Source organism: Sulfuriferula sp. GW1 (assembly GCF_047300855.1).
In the GTDB taxonomy this organism is placed as follows: Bacteria; Pseudomonadota; Gammaproteobacteria; order Burkholderiales; family Sulfuriferulaceae; genus Sulfuriferula.
On the sequence record NZ_CP170197.1, the window covers coordinates 1,099,532 to 1,118,780 of the forward strand.

Here is a 19,249-nt window from a genome sequence, read left to right on the forward strand (position 1 = left end):
GCTAATGCGCCTTACGCATTGTTAGCTGGACGACTTTTTTTCGGGACAGGCAGCGATGGAATTGATGGGCTGATATGCTGATGCACCTTACACGATTGTCCCGGCAAACCGGCCTCCATGTGCTTAGCAAATCAGCTTCCGGCTTCACCCTCATCGAGCTCATCGTGGTCATGGTCATCATCGGCATACTTGCCGTTGCTGTTATTCCTCGTTTTTTCGATCGTCAAACTTTTGACAGTCGCGGATTCAATGATGAAACGCTGGCCGCATTGCGCTATGCCCAGAAAGCGGCAATCGCCCAGCGCCGCACGGTGTGCGTGAGCTTCAGCTCAACCAGCGTTACCCTCACCATGGCTTCAGTTGCCGGCTCACCGATCTGTGACATCAATCTGGCTGGGCCAGCCGGTACCAGCCCTTTTCTGGTCACAGCACACTCAGGCGTAACGTTTACCGGTACTCCAACCCCTTTCCAGTTCAACGCGCTCGGGCAGGCCAGCATCGGTCAAACCATGCAGGTGAATGGGGCATCGGGCAGCATCATAGTCGAACAGGACACCGGCTATGTCCATTCCTAGCAGCTACCGGCAGGCTGGCCTTTCGCTGATCGAACTGGTGATGTTCATCGTCATCGTCGGCGTCGCAGTCGCAGGTGTGCTGTCGGTGATGAACGTCACCACACAGCACAGCGCCGATCCCATGGTGCGCAAGCAGGCTCTGGCGATTGCCGAGGCCTTGCTGGAAGAGATCGAGTTGCAGCCCTTTACTTACTGTTTTCCCACTGATCCGCTGGCGCTGACCGCGAGCAGTGCGAGTAGCTGTACTGGCGGTGTGGCGGGTTCGGAAGATACGCTGCCCGCGACGGCCAGAGTAACGAGTCCCCGCAATGCCAACAACGTATCCGACTACACGAATTTCTCCATGCCTTCCATCGTGGATATAACCGGTAGCCCGATTACCGGGCTCGGCGCATATGCCGCCAGCGTCAGTATCGCCCAGGTAGGTACAAGTTTTTCTTTGCCTGCTACCGATGTTTTGCAAATCGATGTGCGCGTGGTTTCCGGCAGCACCGACATCACCCTCACCGGCTATCGTTTCCGCTATGCGCCGAATGCGGTGCCATGACGAAATGATGACAACCATGACCAAAACCCAACGCGGATTCACCCTGATCGAGGCGATCATCGTGATCACCATTACCGGTATCATCGCCGGGATGGTAGCGGTGTTTATCCGCGCGCCGGTGCAGGGCTATTTCGATTCAGCACGGCGTGCCGAACTGACCGATATTGCGGATACCGCTCAGCGCCGCATCTCGCGCGACCTGCATCTGGCGTTGCCGAACAGCGTGCGCGTGAGCGGAGGCAATTATCTGGAGTTTCTGCAAACCAGCGGCGGCGGGCGTTATCGGGCCGAGGTAGATAATAGCGGGGCGGGAGATATTCTGGATTTCACTACCCTTGACAATAGCTTTGATGTGCTAGGCCCACCTGTCTCGACGGTGCCAGGCGCACAAAATCTGGTCGCAGTGTACAACTTGGGAATTTCGGGTGCGGATGCTTATAAGGGCGACAACACCAGTCCCATTAGCACTGCTGGCAGCAATGTCAAGATTGCAGACAAGCAGTTCCCGTTCGCTTCGCCTGCCAACCGCTTTCAGATTATTTCCTACCCGGTCTCCTACGTCTGCGCCGGGGTGGGAACGGATGCCAGTGGCAACGGCACCGGTACACTCACGCGCTACTGGAATTATCCCATCCAGGCAAGCCAGCCCACCAGTTTTACTACACCGGGAGCGCTGTTGGCCAAGAATGTTTCGGGTTGCAATTTTAACTACGATCAGCAGGTGATTACCCAGCGCGCGGGTCTGGTATCGGCCTGGCTGCAGGTTACCCAAAACAACGAAAGCGTGAGCCTGTATTACGAGGTGCATGTCAGCAATGTGCCCTGACCGGAACCGCTCCATTACCCACGCCACCCAGCGCGGTTTCGCCATCGTCGCCGCGATTTTTCTGGTGGTCGTGCTGGCCGCCCTGGTCGCGTTCATGCTGACTTTCTCCAGCGTGCAGCACATCACCTCGGCACAGGATGTACAAGGCACCCGAGCCTATCAGGCAGCGCGTACCGGTATCGAATGGGGTGCCTATCAAGTGTTGATCAGCTCAAAATGCCAATCCAGCACGTCGTTAACGGCAGGCGGTACGCAGGCCGGATTCAGCATCGTAGTGCAGTGCAATCAATTCCCTTCCACTACGGAAGGCGGCAATGCGGTGAACATGTATCAGATCATTTCAACTGCCAGCCAGGGAACGGTAGGCGGCGCCACGTATGTGGAACGGCAATTGCAAGCGACGATAGGAAAATGAACACCTATACGAACACTTTTACAGGGGCCCTGTGGGTAAAAGGGGCAGGTCGATGATGAAGCGATTTTACGCGCTGGGTAGCTTATGGGTAGTGGCATTGCTGTTTGCATTGCCGGCGCAGGCGGCGATTTCCTTGGTCGGGAGCAGCGCCACTGTAACAGGCGGAGGTGGGGGTGCCACGAGTACGTCATTGTCGGTAAACGTACCGGTGGGTGTCGCCGCAGGCGATGTGATGCTGGCACAGGTCAGCGTGCACAGCGGGTCAACGGCAACGACGATTTCCGCCCCTTCTGGCTGGACGTTGATCGTCGCTGATAACGGCGGCGCGGTGGTACAGGCGTTGTACTATAAGGTGGCAGGTGTCGAGCCAGTAAGCTATTCCTGGGGTTTCAGTTCTTCCCAGCGCGCTGCTGCGGGAATCATCGCCTATCGCGGCGTGGACAGCACGGCTCCGATCGATGTTTTCAGCACTCATACCGGCAATGGCACGTCTGTGCTGGCAAAGGCGGTCACGACTACGGTTAGCGACGCGCAACTGGTTGGTTTTTACACTACAGCTGACGCATCGAGCTTCCTGGCGCCTGCCGGAATGACGGAGCAATATGATGTCGCCACCGCCGCCGGGCCGAACGGAATTACCATCGAAGCTGCTGATGCAACGCAGGCTTCGGCAGGAAATTCCAGTAACAAGACCGCGACGTCGTCAAGCAGCGTGAATAACATCGGACAGCTGATCGCCCTGAAACTGGCGGCAGTACTATTGGCGGATTATCACTTCGATGAGTGCTCTTATTCCGGCGTCGGCAACGAAGTGATTGATTCCACCGGTACTTATAACGCCCAGGCAAAGAACGGATTGAACACCTCAACACCGGGTCAGGTGCAGCGCTATGGAAATTTCAATAGCTACAGCACCTGGGCTCAGCCATCCACTTCAATTCCATTGACGGCGGGGGACTGGTCGCTCAGCGTCTGGTTCCAGACGCCATTCATCTCAACCCAGCGATACCATGTCCTTGCGTCCACATCCGGCAACGGAGATTTGTTGTACCTGGATCGTAACAACAATTATCAGTGGGGAGTTTTTACGTATAGCCCCACTAATGATGTAAGTGGAAATTTCCAGTTCGGGACACTTGCCAACGGCTGGCACCATCTTGCGCTTATCGGGCAGGCAGGAAAGAGCTACCTTTATATAGACGGTTCTTTGCGTGATCAAGTCAATCTGCAAACCAACGGTAATCTGGCTTATATAGGAACCTCCTACGACTACGTCAACACATCTGCCGCACAAGGCTTCGGTGCACCGCTTGATGAAATGCGGGTTTATGCCAATGCCCTGAACGCCACCCAAATTTCGACCATTTATAATAATCAACTCGCGGGCCTCAATGCAGACGGTAGCACTCGACCGGTGGTAATCTGTTCCGGTTCGCAGCCCGGCGGCTTCAATGCATATGAGACTTCCACAGCGTCCGGCGCAATCACGGGTGTGATTCAGACCAAGGTTGCCGGGTCGCCGTTCAATCTGGACCTGATTGCGCTCAATACGACGAAAAGCGCGCTCCTCACCACTTTTACTGGTGCGGTCAAAGTGGAATTGCTGGACGCCAGTTCGGGTGGGGTGCTCGACTCGAATGGCTGCAATGCGAGCTGGGCTACCATTCAGACTTTGCCTACTAATCCGACTTACGCTGCTGCAGATAATGGGCGCAAAACGGTGGCTTTTCAGGAAAATAACGCTTGGCGTAATGTGCGGGTGCGCATTTCCTATCCGGCGTCTGGCTCGCCAACAACCATTGGTTGTTCCACTGATAATTTCGCTATCCGGCCGGCCAGTTTTAGTAACGTGAGCGTGAGCGACGCTAATTGGGGTGCGTCGGGAACCGCGCGAACTTTGTATAACACCGCCGTTTCGGGCGGCAACGTTCACAAGGCAGGGCAGCCATTTACTGTCAATGCCACCGCTGTGAATGGTCTGGGTAATACTACTAGCAACTACACAGGTACTCCTGCGGCAAGCGTGACAGCTTGCCTACTCCCGACCGGGTGCACGGCGGGTGCATTTAGCCCGGGTAGCTGGAACGCGGCATCCGGTAGCGTGACTAGCAATACCGCGATTTATAGCGAGGTTGGAGCATTCACTATGCGGTTAGTGGATTCTGGTTTCGCTAGCGTCGATGCTAATGATGGCACTCCTCAGACCTGCGCAGGGGGGTATGTTTGCTCAGGAGCGCTGAATGTGGGGCGCTTTGTGCCCGATCATTTCAGCGTGACAGGAAGCAATACGCCATCATTCAAGACCTTCAACGACACCGTCTGCACCTCGCGTTCGTTTACGTATATTGGTCAAGGATTCGGCTATATCACCGCTCCTCAGGCGCTGATTACTGCTCAGAATGCCGCTGGTGCCACGACACAGAATTATACTGGCAGTCTGTGGCGGCCTGCAGCCGCATATGCCTATAGCAGCCCTTCCGGGACATTGGATACCGGCCTGGCTACCCTGCCGACTATTACCTCAAACAATGACGGGACCGGCAGCGAAAATGTCAACAGTACCGATCTGCTGGCCTATGTGCGCAGCCTGACCACACCGCAGGCGCCTTTCAATGCCAATATTTCCCTGAACCTGAGTGTTACTGATGCCAGTGAAGTGGGGGTGGCAGGAAATGGCACCATCAACACGACGACACCGGCAATTTTCAATGGCACGGGCAGTGGTATTGCTTTCGATTCCGGCAATCTGTTCCGCTATGGCCGACTCAGGCTGAGCAATGCGTTTGGTTCGGAGTTGCTGGATTTGCCGATCCCGGCTGAAGCGCAATATTGGAATGGGACAGTTTTTGTCACCAATGCGGCAGATAACTGCACGATTATCACCGCCACCAATATTGCCATGGGTAATTATTTGACCAATCTGAGCGCTTGCGAAACTGCGGTTTCCGTTAGCGGACGGCTGAGTGGCGGAAAGAGCAGCAACCTGAAACTGGTGAAACCCGGCGCGGGCAATAACGGCAGCGTGGATCTGACGGTGAATCTGGGTGCCAGCGCTACCGGTCCGACCTGCGTGGCACCACTGCCAACCACTCAACAAGCCGTAACGGCGGCAAACCAGTCTTATCTGCAAGGCAAATGGTCGGGCACAAACTATAACCAGAATCCGCACGGACGCGCCACATTTGGCATTTATAAAAACGCAAACGATTTCATTTACATACGTGAAATGTATTAGCAGAAATAGTTGGCGTACTGCGGAAAAAAGAGGGTTATCGCGTAGAGCAGCTGGATGTATTCGGGTGAATTGAAGTGGGAAAGGCAAAAGCCAATTGACAACAATGGCTTATTGTTTTAATTTCAAGTGGTTTTTACAAATGGCTGTGGGCATGCGTCTATTCTCGAAAACAACAAAAACTGCCGGCTGGTTGTCCATCAATATTGAGGAGGATGGCATTTATATGGCGCATGTCACGCCCGTACCAGCCGCCCTGTCCCAGGTGGAGCTGGTCGCTTTTTATCCCGCCGATGAATCGCAAGTCCAACCCACAATGGAAAAAATAGCCAAGGAATTGCACGTCGATCGTTATGAGTGCACGAATTTGCTGAATCCCGGCGAGTATCAGCTGTTATCCGTGGATACGCCAAACGTTCCGCAAGAGGAACTCAAAACGGCAATTCGCTGGCGCTTGAAGGACATGCTGGATTTTCATATCGATGATGCGACCATCGACGTGCTGGATATTCCGGGCGATAAAAACGCACCCGAGCGCAAAGGCTCGATGTATGCGGTCGCGGCGCATTCTCCATTCATCAGGCAGCGCCAGACGCTATTCGAACAACTCAAAATTCCGTTGAGCGTCATCGATATTCCGGAAATGGCGCAACGCAATATTTCGGCCTTGCTGGAGCCGCAAGATCGTGGCCTGGCATTACTTTCCTTTGACAAGGCAGGCGGTTTGCTCACTATCACTTTCGCCGGTGAACTGTATCTGTCGCGGCGCTTTGACGTGACCCTGGAACAATTGCAGCAGACGGATATTACCCAGAAAAATGCGTGTTATGACCGGGTCACTCTGGAACTGCAGCGCTCGTTCGATCATTTTGAACGCCAGTTCAGATTTATTGCGGTCGCCAAGCTGATGCTTGCGCCTTTGGGCGAAGGGAGTGCCGGTTTGCAGGAATATCTGGCTGCCAATTTATACATGCCGGTTGAAACCTTCAATCTGGATGCTGTTCTGGATATTTCCAAAGTGCCGGAACTGGAGCAGGCCTCACAACAGCAGCGTTATTTCATGGCGCTGGGTGCGGCGCTGCGACAAGAGGTAAAGGTGCTGTGAGCCAACAGATCAACCTCTACAATCCGCTGTTCCGCAAACAGGAGAAATATTTCTCCACCGTAACCATGATGCAGGCGCTTGGCCTCATCCTGCTGGGTTCGTTGCTGGTTTACGGTTACGCCTGGTATCGCACCGCCGGACTGGAACAGCGCTCCGTGCAGACTGAAAAATCCTTCCAGGCCACGCAGGTACAGCTGGCGCAGGCTTCCGCTTCGTTTGGACCACGCCATCCCAGTAAATTACTGCAGGATGAAGTCGTGCAGATGGATAACGATGTTAAAGCGCGCCATCAAATTATCGAGCTGCTGGGCAAAGGGGAACTGGGCAATACCCAGGGGTTTTCCGAATATCTGCGTGCGCTCTCGCGGCAGACGCTGAGCGGGTTATGGATTACCGGTTTCCACGTAACAGGCCTGGGTAGCAACATGGCGATCAATGGCCGAACCCTGCAGGCGGAGCTGGTGCCTGTTTTCATCAGTCGTCTGAAAAAAGAACCTGTGCTGGCAGGGAAGACATTCAGCATGCTGGAAATGCGCCTGCCCCAAGCCGAAAAAACGGCAGATGGAAAACCGGCGCCGCTGCCCCCGTATATCGAATTCAGCCTGAGCAAGACAAAAGCGGAGCCCGCCAAATGAGCGCCCTGAAAGCACAATGGCAAGCTTGGGCAGAGCGTATTGATGCAATGAGCTTGCGCGAACGCGCCCTGATCTTTCTTGCAGTCGCGATGGTGCTGATCGTGCTGGTGAATACCCTGCTCATCAATCCTTTGTTGACGCGGCATAAAAAATTGCAGCAACAGATTGCTCAGACCCAAGAAAAAACCAGTGCGATGCAGAGGCAAATCCAGACCTTGGTGAATAGCTGGAATGTCGATCCGGATGTCGCTTTGCGCGCACGTCTTGCGCAACTGCGGGAACAATCCGAGCGGACGGGGAAAACGCTTGAAGACATACAAAGCGGGCTGGTACCACCCCAGCGGATACCGGTGCTGCTGGAAGATATCCTGAAGCACAACCGCTCGTTGCGGCTGGTGGCATTAAAGACCCTACCGGTAACCGTTTTGGGCGAGCCTGACACTGCTGCAACCGGCAAGACGCCAGGCGAGGCCGACAAACCAGCGCAACCACAAAAACCGGCCACACCTGAAAGCCTGGTATATAAACACGGGGTCGAGATTACGCTGGAAGGCAGCTATCTGGATCTGTTGCGCTATCTGACCGAGATGGAATCGCTGCCCTGGCACATGTTCTGGGGAAAGGCGGATCTGGATGTGGAGAAATATCCCAAGGTGACGCTTACCTTGCGACTGTATACCTTGAGCCTGGATAAGGCATGGCTGGCAATATGAGAAATCAAAAGACAAAAGACAAAAACGGGAAGCCAGAATTGGAAGGCAAAAGCTGGAAGATGTACGGGTTTGATTTTTGCCTTTTAATTTTGGCCTATTGTTTTTCTCCTTTTGCTGCTGCCGATATGTTGCAGGATCCGACGCGGCCGCCGGCCGAGTTGTCTGCGCCGCAAGGAAATGCGGGAACGCCGGCGACAAGCGGCCCCCAGTTGCAGTCCGTGCTCATTTCGGCACACCAGCGTTCGGCCATTATCAGCGGGCAGCGTGTCACGGTTGGGGAGAAGCTGGGCGACGCCCGGGTTGTCATGATTAACGAGAATGAAGTGCTGCTGAAAGGCAGCAGCGGTGTGCAGACATTGAAACTTTTCCCCGATGTCGGCAAACGCCTCATCATGCGCAGCCAGCACCATAAACACTGATCGTCCCGGCAGGCAAAAAGGTAGAAAAAATGCAAAAACGAATTTTATTCAGGGAATTGTCGACTAACCGGGAAACCTCGGCTACGGTGCGACTTATACCGGTCTTGTTGGGATTGGTGACGCTGGCGCTAAGCGGGTGTGCAAATCTGGAGGCGCCGGATAAATCTACTTATAACCAGATCAATAGCGAGCTCGACAAGGCCGCTGCCGCGCAGGCAAAGCCGGCGCCGCAGAGCGCGGTGAATGCTGCACTCCTGCCACCGCTCAATATCGAAATGCCCAAGGTTGCCAAACCGCCCGAGCAACGATTCGACCTGGTCGTCAACAATGCACCGGCTACGCAGGTGTTCCTGGGTATCGTGTCGGGTACGCGCTACAGCATGCTGGTACACCCTGAGGTGAGCGGCACGATCTCGGTGAATCTCAAGAACGTCACCGTATTTGAAGCGCTCGACGCGATCCGCGAACTCTACGGATACGATTACAAGGTGGACGGTACCCGCATTTTCATTCAGCCGCTCACCATGCAGACGCGGGTGTTCAAGCTGAACTACATCAGCGGCCAGCGCAAAGGCGCGTCTGACATTCGGGTGATTTCCGGTTCGGTGAGCAATTCATCGTCAACCGGGCCGACGACGCCCGGCGGTACGACCACGACGACTGGTGCGCCTACCAGCCGCGCCTTCGAAACCAGCAAAATCACGACCGATACCGAGACCGATTTCTGGGGCGAATTGAAAAGCTCGTTGACGGCCATCATCGGCGATAAGGATGGCCGCCAGGTAGTGGTAAGCCCGCAATCTGGCGTGGTGCTGATTCGCGCGATGCCGAACGAAATACGGCACGTGCAGAATTACCTGAAAGCCACGCAGCTATCGGTTGATCGTCAGGTGATGCTGGAGGCCAAGATCATCGAGGTGCAACTCAATAGCGGCTACCAGGCCGGGATTAACTGGGCGGCATTCAGGACTGGGCCGAACAGCGCCGTATCAGTGGGTTCTGTGACGCCCGGAACGACGCTAAGCACGCTTGGCGGTCCTCTGACCAGCCCCTCTCTGGCAGCTACGCCGGGTTCTACCCTGGCAAATATTGCGACGGCCAGTGCAGCAACGGCTGCCAATGGCTTATTCGGCCTGGCCTATCAGACCAGCAATTTTGCCGCGCTGCTTTCGTTCCTGAATACTCAGGGTACGGTGCATGTGCTATCCAGTCCGCGCATTGCCACCTTGAATAACCAGATGGCGGTGCTCAAAGTGGGCACGGATGATTTTTTCGTCACCAACGTAAGCTCGACCACGGTTACCGGCACCGCGACAACGACAACGCCTAACGTGACGTTGCAGCCATTTTTCTCGGGAATCGCCCTGGACGTAACGCCGCAGATTTCTGAAGACGGCGAAATCATCCTGCACATTCACCCGTCCGTAAGCCTGGTCACCGAGAACCTCAAAACCATTAATCTTGGGGGTACGCTGGGCTCATTGAATCTCCCGCTTGCATCCAGTGCGGTATCCGAAACGGACAGCGTCGTGCGGGTCCAGGATGGCAGTATCGTCGCCATAGGCGGATTGATGCGGCAATCCATGACGGACGATCGCTCGGAAGTGCCGGTTGCCGGCGAGGTGCCTGTATTTGGATCACTGTTCCGCAATACCAATCGCGTCAGCCAGAAGCGCGAGTTGGTCATTCTGCTGAAAACGACGGTGGTTCAGGGCGACAGTGATTGGGCGCAGGATATTCTGAACAGCCGCGAGCGCATCCAGAAAATGCAGCGTAACGATACTTTTGGAGATGGATCGAGTATGGGGAACTCAGCAGGTCGCCCCTGACCATGTACCTTGCCCACTTCGGACTGCGTGAAGCGCCTTTTGGAATCACTCCGGATACCAGTTACTTTTTTGCCTGCGCCGACTACCAGGAAGCGCTGAATACCCTGCTGGTCGCGATCCGGAGCGGGGAAGGATTCATCAAGATCACAGGCGAGGTGGGAACCGGCAAGACGCTGCTGTGCCGCCAGTTCCTGGCCAGCATCAACAAGGAGCACGGTGCCGTCGCGGTCCCGGACGGTGAGCCGCAGCCGGCGCCTGTCACCCAACGCTTCGTGACCGCCTATATTCCCAATCCCTACCTCACTCCACACACCCTGCTTCTGGCGCTCGCGGATGAACTGGGTGTTGTTCTGGAGCCGGATGTCGACCAGCATCATTTGCTCAAATCCCTGACCGCAGCCTTGCTGGATTTCGCCCGGCAGGATAAACAGGTGGTGTTGTGTCTGGATGAAGCCCAGGCAATGCCGCTGGAGAGCCTGGAGGCGATCCGCCTGCTGACCAACCTGGAAACGGAAAAACGCAAGTTGCTGCAGATCGTGCTGTTCGGGCAACCGGAACTCAACCAGAAGTTACAGCAGGATTCTATTCGCCAACTGAACCAGCGCATCACCTTCCATTATCATCTTGGTCCTTTGCAGCGCGACGACATGGATTATTATCTTTCACACCGCCTCAATGTGGCGGGTTTTACGGGCGGGCGCCTGTTTAGCCGCGGTGCGGCAAATCAACTCTATGCGGCAAGCGGCGGGATTCCGCGCTTGGTCAATATCGTGGCGCATAAGGCCTTGATGCTGACCTATGGCGAGGGCAGGCATCAGGTGAGCGCGCGTCATGTGCGAGTTGCCGCAATGGATACCGGATCGGCTAAAAAGAGCCTGTTGCGCTGGTGGATAATAGCGGCTGCGTTGCTGCTGATTGCCGGCAGCAGTGCATTGGGATGGGTGGTGCTACGATGAGCGTGATCAATCAAATGCTGCAGGACCTGGAAAATCGGCACTCTGCAAGAGAGGCAGATGCATCGATATCCGCGCAACTCAGGGCTGTGCCGAAACGCAGCCGGATACATCCTGCCTGGTGGGCAATTTTGCTACTGGTCTTGACCATCATCGCGGGCATGCTGGTCTGGCGGATGGGGCCCTTCAGAACGAGGGATGCTGCGACCTTGACCAGCACGACAGCTGGGGCGTTGGCAACGCAAGAAAAAAACGCCAGGGATGTGCAGCATTCATCGCAACCCAGGACATCGTCCGTACCTGGTCAGCATGCCCTGCCTGATTTGAAGCTGGCAATGCAAATCAGCGCGTCCCAAGCGCTTTCGTCTGTCCAACCGCAGGTAACGGAAAACAGACCATTGCCTGTACTGCAGCCTGTGTTGCCGCCAGCCTCCAGGGTAGATCCCGGCAGGCCGGCCGTACCGGCCAATTCTGTCTCGCTCCAGCCCGATGCGGATTCGGGAAAACCCAACCCTGTCGCACTTGCGCAGGCGCTTCCCGCGCCTGGCAGCCGGGTGGATACGGGGCGAAATACAGAGGTGGCAACGGCGGCTGTCGCCAAGCAGATCAAGGAAATCACACCGCAGCAGCGCGCTGAAAATGAATATGGCAAGGCAATATCCCTGTTGCAGCAGGGACGCACGCCAGAAGCGATCGAATTGCTCGGTAATGTGCTGCAATTCGACCCCGGCAATACGGCTGCGCGGCAAACTCAGGTGGGCTTGCTGGTGGCGGCCAAGCGGTATGGCGAAGCCGAGCGCAGTTTGCGCGACGGCTTGAAGCTCAACCCCGGACAAACCGGTCTGGCAATGATCATGGCGCGTCTGCAAGTAGAGCAGGGGGATACCCAGAGTGCTCTGAAGACGCTGCAGCATAGCTTGCCTTATGCAGCCGAACTGCCCGATTATCAGGCTTTCCTGGCGGCGCTGTTGCAACGCGAAGGTCGCAATAAGGAAGCCATCGAGCATTATTTACTGGCCCTGCGCAAAGTTCCCGGATCAGGCGTCTGGCTGATGGGGCTGGGCATCTCGTTGCAAGCCGAAAAACGCCAGATGGAAGCGCAGGAAGCATTTCTCCGTGCCAAGGCCAGCAATACCTTAAGCCCCGATCTGCTGGCATTTGTGGAGCAGCAGCTGAAGCAATCCAGGCAGTGAAATTCTGGCGATGATCTGCGACATTGTGCCTCCGGTTATGCGCTATCTGGAGGGTTGTCATCCACAGTCCCTGCTTGCGCTGGGGGCTGACGCGGCAGCTTGCGTCAGGGCCTATCGTGCCGCCGATGCAAACAACATGACAGGAATGAGTGTTGCATCAGCGGTGCAAACTGACGCGCGCTATGATGCGGCTATTCTGATGGGCTGCATTGAACACATGGATAAAAAGGCAGCGCTGGCGTTGATCGCCCGCTTGCGCGATGCGCAGGTAAAAAATTTGCTGGTAGGCGCTCCGCTAGGCTCCGGTTTGACCGGACAACGCAGCCTTTGGACAGAGCAGGATTTTCTGGCGCTGGGCATGCAGGTTTACCAGCGCTTGGACTGCGCTGCGGCCACGATGATACTGTGTTGTTACAACATTCATGATTACAAACAGGTGCCGGACTGGCTCAACAGCAAATACTGGGCGCACCCCGAGCGCTGGGAGATTTAGTGCTGGAGTGCCAATTCCAAATGGGTGTCATCCGAGTTTCATGACTTACGCGCAATTACTGGAAACGCTTCAAACTTGCACTGGCTATACGCTATTGTGCGGCAACGCTGATGCCACTCTCATTGCAGCGACGGACGGACGTCATCCCGATGCTTTTCTGGGCGAGGTCGTCAGCATGATATATGTGTGGTGTGCGTTATCGGATATTCATGCCGAAGTCGAACGTGCCGCAGTCGTGAACGCGCTGGGACCGCTACGCAGGCGTTACATGGCCGGTGAAGGCGGCGCTGCGGATTTCCGCCGCCTGAGCCGCATCATTGAAGCCATCGATGCTGCGTTCGATGCGGCAGTTCAGTCCGGCCAGCGCCAATGATCAACACGGGCACGGTTGCAGTCAGGTTCTGTACGGCATGTATCTGAAACGTCGTCACCGCCTTATTTTATTATCTGGCCGTCTCTGGCTGGTGCGCATGATTTTCTGGATCGGTGCGGTGGTCGTGGGGCTTGCTGCCAGCCTTTTTGCCATCGGCGCGGACAAGGCCCAGGATCTGTTTTCGCACCTGACTGGCTATGCCCCCTGGCTCCCCCTGATATTGACTCCGTTGACCATGGCGCTGGTGGTGTTCCTTACCCGCCGCTATTTCCCAGGGGCGGAAGGGAGCGGTATTCCACAGGTGATCGCGACATTGAAAATCCGCGACCAGTCCAGCCGCAGGCAGATTTTGTCGCTGCGTATTGCAACGGGAAAAATGCTGCTGACCTGGCTGGCGTTGTGCGGCGGTGCCAGCGTTGGACGCGAAGGTCCCACCGTGCAAGTAGGGGCTGCCATTCTTTATTCCATCGGGCGCTGGGTCAAACTACCCAGGCAATTATCGGAACATGGCCTGATTGTCGCAGGCGGTGCCGCGGGTGTGGCGGCTGCGTTCAATACACCGCTGGCGGGGATTGTTTTTGCCATCGAGGAAATGGCGCGGTCGTTCGAAGAAAAAACCAGCGGTACCCTGCTCACCGCAGTCATCGTGGCTGGTCTGGCAGCCATGTATGTGTTTGGCAACTATAACTACTTTGGTCATACCGGCGCCAGCCTGGCGGGAACCCAAGCCTGGGGGCTGGTGTTTTCTGCCGGCCTGCTGGGTGGGTTGACCGGTGGAATTTTCAGTCGCATCTTGTTGCACACCAGTACCCATGGTTTACCTGGCAGCACGGGGCGATGGATGCGTCAGCATCCGGTCTGGTTTTCTGCCGCCTGTGGGCTGGTACTGGCGTTGCTGGGGATTGCTTCAGGGTACACCGTATTTGGTAGCGGTTATCCGGAGGCGCGCCACCTGATCGAGGCTAAAGTGGCATTGCCGGTCAGCTATGGCGTGATGAAACTGCTGGCTACGCTGGTGTCTTTTCTGAGCGGCATCCCGGGTGGCTTGTTCGCGCCGTCGCTGTCAGTCGGGGCCGGACTGGGCGCCGAACTTGCGCCGTTGTTCCCCGGTCTCAATCCCAGCGCCATCATTGTAGTCGGCATGGTCGCTTATTTTTCCGGCCTGGTACAGGCACCCATCACCGCCTTTGTCATCGTGATGGAAATGACCGACAACCAGGACATGATGGTGCCGCTGATGGGAGCTGCGCTGATCGCCAGTACGGTTTCGCGGCTGGTTTGTCCCGCACCGCTGTATAAGGGATTGGCAAGGAATTTTGTTGCCAGACAATCACGCAGGCCGGAACAGCAGACAAGCGCGATTTGATGCAGTCACCCGTATCAGATTGCCCTGCGCGGGTGAGAGGTGATGGGCAAGCTCAGATGAATACGCTTCGATAGAGCGGATTTTCTGGTGACCGCATCCGCAATCGTATGGCGATCAAGCTCTTCAAGAAAGCGGCTACGCGCTTCGCTCAATATGGATTTGAGCGCACAGACGGGAGTGATGGTGCAATCGTTGGTCGCTTTGTTGAAGCACTCCGCGATATCGAAGTTCGGTTCGGTCAGGCGTACCACTTCACCGATGGCGATCTCCGCAGCTGGGCGGGCCAGGCGCATGCCGCCATGTTTGCCGCGTATCGTCTGAATCAACCCGTGATTCGCCAGATTGTGCACCACCTTGACCAGATGGTTGCGCGAGATTCCGTAGAATCCGGCAATTTCACTGATTGTTCCCAGTTCTTCAGGCTGCTTCAGGCTGAGGTAAATGAGCACGCGCAATGAATAATCCGTGTATTGAGTAAGTTGCATATGCCTTGATCGCTGCCGTTCTGGCGTCGATTATACCGCCGTTGCAAATTTCTTTTGACATGACCGCGATGGCATATTAGTATGCGCTCATATACTTCATGACGTTGTATATGTTTACCGAGGGCTTGCAGCCCTTTAATTTTGCCTTTAAACATGTATCTAATATATATGTTATTGGCGTTTTGAATAAAGGACATAGAGTATGAATGACACACTGTTTGACAAGCTGGGCGGTGACGGTGCGGTGAACGCAGCCGTGGAAATTTTTTATCGAAAGGTGCTGAGCGATGACCGTATCAGCGATTTTTTCGACGATGTGGATATGGACCGGCAAGCCGCCAAACAGAAGGCATTCCTGACAATGGCTTTCGGCGGGCCGAATCAATATAGCGGCATGGACATGCGGCGCGGCCATGCACATCTGGTCGCAAAAGGTCTGAACGACGCTCATTTTGATGCGGTGGTGGAAAATCTGGCAGCGACGCTACAGGAACTCAATGTTCCGCAGCCGTATATTGCAGAAGTGGCAGCGCTTTGCGAGACCACGCGTAACGACGTTCTCGGAAAATAATAGATTCATTTCAGGAGATACGCCATGCCCAATCTGACTTTTAACGGCGATACTTATGCTTGTGCCGAAAATCAATCAGTACTTGATGCATTGACCGGGTATGGCATATCCATCCCGTCTTCCTGCCGCAATGGCATATGCCAGACCTGTTTGATGCGCTCAATATCCGGTACTCCGCCGCTTGATTCGCAAAATGGATTGAAGGAAACGCTCAAGGCACAGAACTATTTCCTGGCCTGCAGCTGCCACCCGCTCGAAGACATGGAAGTTAGCCTGCCGGATGCAGGCAGCGCACGCATCCAGGCGACCGTGCACAGCATTGAATCGCTCAACCATGAAATCATCTGCGTGGGACTGCATTGTGAAAATCCGCTTGAATACCGGGCAGGCCAGTTCATCAATCTGTTCAAGGATGCCACGCTGGGGCGCAGCTACTCGCTGGCCAGCGTGCCGGCGCACGATCAGCACCTGAAATTGCATATCCGCAAGGTGCCCGACGGCCGAGTGAGCGGCTGGGCGCACCATTACCTTAAACCCGGCGACGTCGTCGAGATCAGCCAGGCAGTTGGCAATTGTTTTTATGTGCCAGGCCACCCGGAGCAACCCATCCTGCTGATTGGAACCGGGTCCGGACTTGCACCGCTGTACGGCATCGCCCGCGATGCGCTGGAACAGGGCCACACGGGTCCGATCAGGCTCTACCACGGCAGCAGAAATCCGCAGGGGTTGTATCTGGTCAACGAACTGCGCGCCTTGGCAGACCGCCACGACAATTTCAGCTATACCCCTTGTATTTCCGGTGATGCAATGCCGGCGGATGGCTATGCCCAGGGCCGGGCCCTCGATGTGGCGCTGGCGGATATCGGAAAATTGACGGGGTGGCGGGTATTTCTATGCGGTAATCCGGAAATGGTCAAAACGGCCAAGAAGAAGGCGTTCCTGACCGGTGCTGCAATGAAAGACATTTATGCGGATGCCTTTACGCTGGCCGCGGCTTAATTCTGGCAAAAACAGTTGGTCCACGAAAGACACGAAAGGCACGAAATGGGGTAAGCAGGTATTTCGCCGTAAGACGTAAGCTCGCAAAATATTCAAGCGGCGAGGATGAGGCGACGAAGACAATACAGTTTTTGAATCTTTTGGTTGCCTATCTGTGGGGTGGCGCCTGCTCGAAGAACACTGTCATGCTCGCAATTTCTTCGTCGGTAAACGGGTTTTGCAACGTCGTCAGATGCACGCCATGGATGCCGCCCAGCATACGGGCGATGAATTCCTCCCGCGGAATGGTCGCGGCCATTGAAAAAAGATTGGGTGCCGGATTGGGTTGAGTCAGGACGGGGTTCAGATGGCAGCCGATACACAGGTTTTGATAAATATCCTGTCCGGTATGCAAACGCAAAGGCGTTGCAGTGAGGGGCAAAAAACCAGACATGTCTAAAGGCTGTCTCGATTCAAGCAGCTTCAGTTGTCTGGCGAATGTCTGGATATTGTTGTGGGCAAACTGGGTGCGCAAATCGGCGATTTGCTTGCCCGTAACGGATTGCAAAGCCGGGGCTTCCTGAGCGGCATAACGCGCCAGCATTCCCAGAGTTCCGAGACTGCTGCGGATGCGTAGGCGCAAACCTTCGCGTCGCAATGGAGGCGTTGCCGGATTAAGCAGCAGTTGAGCATCGCCATACAAGACGGCGATCTCCACCTGCAGACGGCGCTCATGCTCGCCGCTCGCCCATGCAGGCAGGGCGGCAGCGAACAATACCAGGACGACCAGAACTCGGCCCAAACGCACAGGCCGTTATTCCACCTTGATTTTCTGCTCTATAGGCGCCTTCGGATCGGCGCTCCACTCGGCCATCGAACCATCGTAAACCTTGGCCAGTTTGTTGCCGAGCACTTCACTGGAAACGAACCAGCCCAGCGACGCCCAGTGGCCGGTATTGCAGAAGTTGATCTCTTCTCCTTTGAGGGGAATGCCTGCATCTTTATAGAGCTTTTCCAGTTCGGCCACGCTGCGGAATTTGCCGCCGTTATTGTCGGTGAGCCAGCTCTCCGGGAGATTCTTTGCACCTGGAATAGTGCCGTTGCGTTTGACCGCAGCGGGCGTCCGGTTGACTCCCAGATACTGGTCGTTGGGGCGATTATCGACCAGCAGAACGCCGGATTTCCTGGCTTTTTCCACGTCGGCTTCCGTGGGGTACATGTCCTTGCGGAATTTTGCTACAAAGGTTTTCGGTTTGGGTTGATTCATGCCGGTTTCGATCTTGTTGGCCTTGTCCGCCTCATAAGCGGCATATCCGCCATTCAGAATGGAAACGTCGTCGTGCCCCAGCACTTTGAACGTCCAATAAACGCGCGTGGCACTGCCCATGTCCAGGGCGTTGCTACCCGCCGAATAGATCACCACGTGGGAATTATCGTCGATGCCGAGGCTGCCGATCAGTTTCTCGATCTGCGGAATCGGCGGCAGCATGCCGGGTATGTTGTTCACTTTGGCGCGCCAGCCATCCTTCATATAATCGCTGTATATGGCGCACGGAATATGGCCGCGCAAATAATCTATTTTGGAGTGACCGTCGAGCTGGTTGCGAATATCCAATACCACAATTCCTGGCTTGCAGGAATTCTGCTTAATCCAGTTGGTGTCTACAAGCGGGCTATCGGCTACGGCGAATGCGGTCGCGCTTGCTGTCGCCAGCCAGGCTACAGTTAAAAACAATATCCGTTTCATAATTTCTCCTCCTTCGTTAAACAACGATGATCCGGTCGGCATCAAGCAGGCGCAGCAGCGCCTGATCCCAATCCCGCTCGGCATTGCCCGTTTGTGTGGCGTCGAAATGCCACACGCGATGGGTCTGTTGAAGTTGCTCGATTGCTTCAGCCAGCGTTTCCTGGTCTGGAAAAATGTCCGTTTGCAGTACGACTACATTGATTTCATCCATTTTCTGTTCCATCCTAAACGCTCATGATGAAATCGGCCTCGAGCATCGCCTCGGCCAGGGCCGCCTTGTCAAGAAATGGCAATTGTTCCTCTGGCACGGTGGTTTCCGGAGCAATGTCGGCCAAATCCAGCAGGTCGAACTGCTCTGCATTTTCGGGAGTGTCGGCGACTGGCGTGTGCATAAACACTAAACGCACCTGGTGCCCAAAAATCGTCAGGCCTGCGGCTACGCGCATTGCTTCAGCATGATCACGCCGCCCGAGAAGCAGGATAGTCTTGATGGAATTGGTCATTTTTTTTGCCTTAGATGGTAATGACTCGGGCTGTCCTGGCGAGCATGGCGCTATGGTTGGTTTGGCTGCCGAGTTCCACAGGGCAATGTTTCTCAGCCATGAAGCGTTGCCAGGAGTGCTCGCAGGCGATTGCCTGATTAGCCATGTCCATCAGGTTTTTAATGCCGCTGTCGGCAAGCAGGCGAACGCCGTCATTGGTAAAAAAGCAGCCCCATGCGATGCCTTTTCTGATGCAGGCATGTGCAAGTGGCGCCAGAATCCGGCCACCCCGGTCGGTTGATATGACAAACA

The 19,249-nt window shown here is 55.4% G+C and carries 23 protein-coding genes; 18 read left to right on the plus strand and 5 right to left on the minus strand.

Annotation, left to right across the window (positions count from 1 at the left end; translation table 11 throughout):
- The first annotated feature begins 74 nt into the window (after positions 1 to 74).
- The 15 genes from ACFDAU_RS05460 to ACFDAU_RS05530 all read left to right on the plus strand — a co-directional run bounded on the left by ACFDAU_RS05460 (position 75) and on the right by ACFDAU_RS05530 (position 14,674).
- On the plus strand, positions 75 to 575 hold the full coding sequence (locus ACFDAU_RS05460; RefSeq protein WP_413438993.1) for a Tfp pilus assembly protein FimT/FimU: 501 nt from the start codon (positions 75 to 77) through the stop codon (positions 573 to 575).
- Complete coding sequence (locus tag ACFDAU_RS05465) at positions 562 to 1,122, plus strand: type IV pilus modification PilV family protein (protein ID WP_413438994.1); 561 nt, start codon at positions 562 to 564, stop codon at positions 1,120 to 1,122. The genes ACFDAU_RS05460 and ACFDAU_RS05465 overlap by 14 nt, the downstream gene beginning before the upstream one ends.
- 16 nt (positions 1,123 to 1,138) lie before the next feature.
- Positions 1,139 to 1,948 (plus strand): prepilin-type N-terminal cleavage/methylation domain-containing protein, encoded by an 810-nt coding sequence (locus ACFDAU_RS05470; RefSeq protein WP_413438995.1) that lies wholly within the window; start codon positions 1,139 to 1,141, stop codon positions 1,946 to 1,948.
- Positions 1,929 to 2,363 carry a hypothetical protein gene (locus ACFDAU_RS05475; protein ID WP_413438996.1) on the plus strand — a complete coding sequence of 145 codons (435 nt, stop codon included), beginning with the start codon at positions 1,929 to 1,931 and terminating at the stop codon, positions 2,361 to 2,363. The genes ACFDAU_RS05470 and ACFDAU_RS05475 overlap by 20 nt, the downstream gene beginning before the upstream one ends.
- A 232-nt stretch (positions 2,364 to 2,595) precedes the next feature.
- Positions 2,596 to 5,598: a DUF6701 domain-containing protein gene (locus ACFDAU_RS05480; protein ID WP_413438997.1), complete on the plus strand. Its 3,003-nt coding sequence runs from the start codon at positions 2,596 to 2,598 to the stop codon at positions 5,596 to 5,598.
- Positions 5,599 to 5,749: 151 nt separating this feature from the next.
- Positions 5,750 to 6,700 carry an agglutinin biogenesis protein MshI gene (locus ACFDAU_RS05485; RefSeq protein ID WP_413438998.1) on the plus strand — a complete coding sequence of 317 codons (951 nt, stop codon included), beginning with the start codon at positions 5,750 to 5,752 and terminating at the stop codon, positions 6,698 to 6,700.
- Positions 6,697 to 7,335 carry a fimbrial assembly protein gene (locus ACFDAU_RS05490; protein ID WP_413438999.1) on the plus strand — a complete coding sequence of 213 codons (639 nt, stop codon included), beginning with the start codon at positions 6,697 to 6,699 and terminating at the stop codon, positions 7,333 to 7,335. Before ACFDAU_RS05485 ends, ACFDAU_RS05490 begins: the two co-directional genes overlap by 4 nt.
- Positions 7,332 to 8,048 (plus strand): type II secretion system protein GspM, encoded by a 717-nt coding sequence (gene gspM, locus ACFDAU_RS05495; RefSeq protein ID WP_413439000.1) that lies wholly within the window; start codon positions 7,332 to 7,334, stop codon positions 8,046 to 8,048. The genes ACFDAU_RS05490 and gspM overlap by 4 nt, the downstream gene beginning before the upstream one ends.
- Positions 8,033 to 8,467 carry a hypothetical protein gene (locus tag ACFDAU_RS05500; protein WP_413439001.1) on the plus strand — a complete coding sequence of 145 codons (435 nt, stop codon included), beginning with the start codon at positions 8,033 to 8,035 and terminating at the stop codon, positions 8,465 to 8,467. The genes gspM and ACFDAU_RS05500 overlap by 16 nt, the downstream gene beginning before the upstream one ends.
- Before the next feature lie 29 nt (positions 8,468 to 8,496).
- Complete coding sequence (gene mshL, locus ACFDAU_RS05505) at positions 8,497 to 10,296, plus strand: pilus (MSHA type) biogenesis protein MshL (RefSeq protein ID WP_413439002.1); 1,800 nt, start codon at positions 8,497 to 8,499, stop codon at positions 10,294 to 10,296.
- 2 nt (positions 10,297 to 10,298) lie between these two features.
- Positions 10,299 to 11,252: an ExeA family protein gene (locus tag ACFDAU_RS05510; RefSeq protein ID WP_413439003.1), complete on the plus strand. Its 954-nt coding sequence runs from the start codon at positions 10,299 to 10,301 to the stop codon at positions 11,250 to 11,252.
- A 395-nt stretch (positions 11,253 to 11,647) separates the two neighbouring features.
- Positions 11,648 to 12,442, plus strand: a complete 795-nt coding sequence (locus tag ACFDAU_RS05515) for a tetratricopeptide repeat protein (protein WP_413439004.1) — start codon at positions 11,648 to 11,650, stop codon at positions 12,440 to 12,442.
- A 10-nt stretch (positions 12,443 to 12,452) separates the two neighbouring features.
- Positions 12,453 to 12,935 (plus strand): DUF6231 family protein, encoded by a 483-nt coding sequence (locus ACFDAU_RS05520; protein ID WP_413439005.1) that lies wholly within the window; start codon positions 12,453 to 12,455, stop codon positions 12,933 to 12,935.
- A 40-nt stretch (positions 12,936 to 12,975) separates the two neighbouring features.
- Positions 12,976 to 13,308 (plus strand): hypothetical protein, encoded by a 333-nt coding sequence (locus tag ACFDAU_RS05525; RefSeq protein ID WP_413439006.1) that lies wholly within the window; start codon positions 12,976 to 12,978, stop codon positions 13,306 to 13,308.
- Positions 13,265 to 14,674, plus strand: a complete 1,410-nt coding sequence (locus tag ACFDAU_RS05530) for a chloride channel protein (RefSeq protein ID WP_413439007.1) — start codon at positions 13,265 to 13,267, stop codon at positions 14,672 to 14,674. The genes ACFDAU_RS05525 and ACFDAU_RS05530 overlap by 44 nt, the downstream gene beginning before the upstream one ends.
- A gap of 14 nt (positions 14,675 to 14,688) precedes the next feature.
- On the opposite strand, the gene ACFDAU_RS05535 is transcribed toward ACFDAU_RS05530, so the two are convergent.
- Positions 14,689 to 15,159: an Rrf2 family transcriptional regulator gene (locus ACFDAU_RS05535; protein ID WP_413439008.1), complete on the minus strand. Its 471-nt coding sequence runs from the start codon at positions 15,157 to 15,159 to the stop codon at positions 14,689 to 14,691.
- Positions 15,160 to 15,361: 202 nt separating this feature from the next.
- On the opposite strand from ACFDAU_RS05535, the gene ACFDAU_RS05540 reads away from it, so the two are divergent.
- Positions 15,362 to 15,730 carry a group I truncated hemoglobin gene (locus ACFDAU_RS05540; protein ID WP_124703457.1) on the plus strand — a complete coding sequence of 123 codons (369 nt, stop codon included), beginning with the start codon at positions 15,362 to 15,364 and terminating at the stop codon, positions 15,728 to 15,730.
- Between the two features lie 24 nt (positions 15,731 to 15,754).
- The gene (locus ACFDAU_RS05545; protein ID WP_413439009.1) at positions 15,755 to 16,729 is read left to right on the plus strand and encodes a 2Fe-2S iron-sulfur cluster-binding protein; all 975 of its coding nucleotides are present in this window, start codon (positions 15,755 to 15,757) and stop codon (positions 16,727 to 16,729) included.
- A 148-nt stretch (positions 16,730 to 16,877) separates the two neighbouring features.
- Here ACFDAU_RS05545 and ACFDAU_RS05550 read toward each other — a convergent pair whose 3' ends face one another.
- Genes ACFDAU_RS05550 through ACFDAU_RS05565 form a run of 4 tightly spaced genes read right to left on the minus strand, consistent with a single transcriptional unit; the run spans position 16,878 to position 18,958 of the window.
- Complete coding sequence (locus tag ACFDAU_RS05550; protein WP_413439010.1) at positions 16,878 to 17,516, minus strand: c-type cytochrome; 639 nt, start codon at positions 17,514 to 17,516, stop codon at positions 16,878 to 16,880.
- Between the two features lie 6 nt (positions 17,517 to 17,522).
- Positions 17,523 to 18,455, minus strand: a complete 933-nt coding sequence (locus tag ACFDAU_RS05555; RefSeq protein ID WP_413439011.1) for a sulfurtransferase — start codon at positions 18,453 to 18,455, stop codon at positions 17,523 to 17,525.
- A 16-nt stretch (positions 18,456 to 18,471) separates the two neighbouring features.
- Positions 18,472 to 18,666 carry a hypothetical protein gene (locus ACFDAU_RS05560; protein WP_413439012.1) on the minus strand — a complete coding sequence of 65 codons (195 nt, stop codon included), beginning with the start codon at positions 18,664 to 18,666 and terminating at the stop codon, positions 18,472 to 18,474.
- A gap of 13 nt (positions 18,667 to 18,679) precedes the next feature.
- Positions 18,680 to 18,958, minus strand: a complete 279-nt coding sequence (locus ACFDAU_RS05565) for a hypothetical protein (protein ID WP_124703452.1) — start codon at positions 18,956 to 18,958, stop codon at positions 18,680 to 18,682.
- On the opposite strand from ACFDAU_RS05565, the gene ACFDAU_RS05570 reads away from it, so the two are divergent.
- Complete coding sequence (locus ACFDAU_RS05570; RefSeq protein ID WP_413439013.1) at positions 18,945 to 19,238, plus strand: hypothetical protein; 294 nt, start codon at positions 18,945 to 18,947, stop codon at positions 19,236 to 19,238. The genes ACFDAU_RS05565 and ACFDAU_RS05570 overlap by 14 nt on opposite strands.
- The last annotated feature ends 11 nt before the right edge of the window (positions 19,239 to 19,249 follow it).